2 protein-coding genes are annotated in these 1,741 nt (G+C 46.8%); one reads left to right on the forward strand and one right to left on the reverse strand.

Going from position 1 to position 1,741, the window contains the following annotated elements:
- Window positions 1-174 precede the first annotated feature (174 nt).
- Window positions 175-1,575 carry a coiled-coil domain-containing protein gene (locus QVC79_RS13415; protein WP_057325975.1) on the forward strand — a complete coding sequence of 467 codons (1,401 nt, stop codon included), beginning with the start codon at window positions 175-177 and terminating at the stop codon, window positions 1,573-1,575.
- 48 nt (window positions 1,576-1,623) lie between these two features.
- Here QVC79_RS13415 and QVC79_RS13420 read toward each other — a convergent pair.
- Window positions 1,624-1,741 (reverse strand): nucleotidyltransferase domain-containing protein (locus QVC79_RS13420; protein ID WP_371416335.1); only part of this gene is annotated, 118 nt, incomplete at its 5' end.

Consider the following 1,741-nt stretch of genomic DNA (forward strand, 5'->3'; position numbering starts at 1 on the left):
TTAGGGCTTTGCCCTAATGACCCACTCAGGGCGTTTCACCCCTGAGAACCCCGACCAAAGAGTGACCCTCTCTTTGGAAACTCCGCTTATGGGTTGCACCCCTAAGAACCCCATGCGGTTATGAGCGGAAAGCAGCAAACAAAATTAGTAATTACCGAATCAAAAATTGAAAAGATGGCAACAAAATCAAGCATACATATCAAGCCTTGCAACGTGGCATCAAGCGAGGCTCATAACCGGAGGACTGCCGAGTATATGCGCAACATCGGCAAGTCCAGAATCTACATCGTGTCCGAACTTACGGCTGATAACGAACAATGGATAAATCCGGATTTCGGCAGTCCCGAATTGCAGACGCACTATGAGAACATCAAACGCATGGTCAAAGAAAAGACAGGCCGTGCCATGCAGGAAAAGGAGCGTGAGCGCAAAGGGAAGAATGGCAAGATTATCAAGGTGGCGGGATGTTCTCCCATCCGTGAGGGTGTATTGCTAATCAGACAGGACACCACGCTGGAGGATGTGCGTAGGTTTGGCGAAGAGTGCCAAAGGCGATGGGGCATTACACCGCTCCAAATCTTCCTCCACAAAGACGAGGGGCATTGGCTGAACGGTCAGCCCGCACCGGAGGACATGGAGAGTTTCCAAGTAGGCGAAAGGTGGTTCAAACCGAATTACCATGCCCATATCGTATTTGACTGGATGAACCACGATACAGGCAAGAGCCGCAAACTCAATGATGAGGATATGACCGAAATGCAAAACTTGGCATCTGATATCCTGCTGATGGAGCGTGGGCAGTCAAAGGCTGTAACAGGCAAAAAACATTTGGAACGGAACGACTTCATCATTGAGAAGCAGAAAGCCGAACTGCAACGCATGGATGCAGCAAAGCGGCACAAAGAAGAACAGATAAACCTTGCCGAACAGAAACTCCGTCAGGTGAAATCGGAGATACGCACGGACAAGCTCAAAGGCGCAGCCACCGATGCCGCTACGGTCATAGTGAGCGGAGTGGGTTCTCTTTTCGGCAGTGGAAAAATGAAGAAACTGGAACTATCCAATGAAGAATTGCATCAGGAAATAGCCAAACGGGATAAGGGAATTGATGACCTGAAAGCCCAAATGCGGCACATGCAGGAACAGCACGGCAAGCAGATACGTAATCTGCAAGGAATACACAATCTGGAGCTTGAAGCCAAAGACAAGGAAATATCACGACTGAATGCTATTCTTGAAAAGGCGTTCAAATGGTTCCCGATGCTCAAAGAAATGTTGAGAATGGAAAAGCTATGCACTGCCATCGGCTTCACCAAAGAAATGATAGAGAGCCTTCTGACGAAGAAAGAGGCTATCAGGTGCAATGGCAGGATTTATTCCGAAGAGCACAGACGGAAGTTTGACATCAGGAATGATATTTTCAAAGTGGAAAAGAATCCGACCAATGACAGTAAACTGGTACTGACCATAAACAGGCAACCGATTGGCGAATGGTTCAAAGAACAATGGGAGAAACTTCGGCAAGGTTTACGAAAAACAGAAGAGCCAAGAAAAAGTAGAGGATTCAAGTTATGATGTAACGAGGGCTGAAAAAGCTGGGGGAATTGATCCTCCAGCTTTTAATTATGATTTTGAAATAGCATCAAGAATAGATAAGTCATGAATATCCTTATCCCGCAATTCATATCCCGAATGGAATACTTGTTGCCCTTTTGCAGAAATGCAAGGGATGCTTCTGCCT

The organism is Butyricimonas sp. (assembly GCF_019423355.1).
Taxonomy (GTDB): Bacteria; Bacteroidota; Bacteroidia; order Bacteroidales; family Marinifilaceae; genus Butyricimonas; species Butyricimonas faecihominis.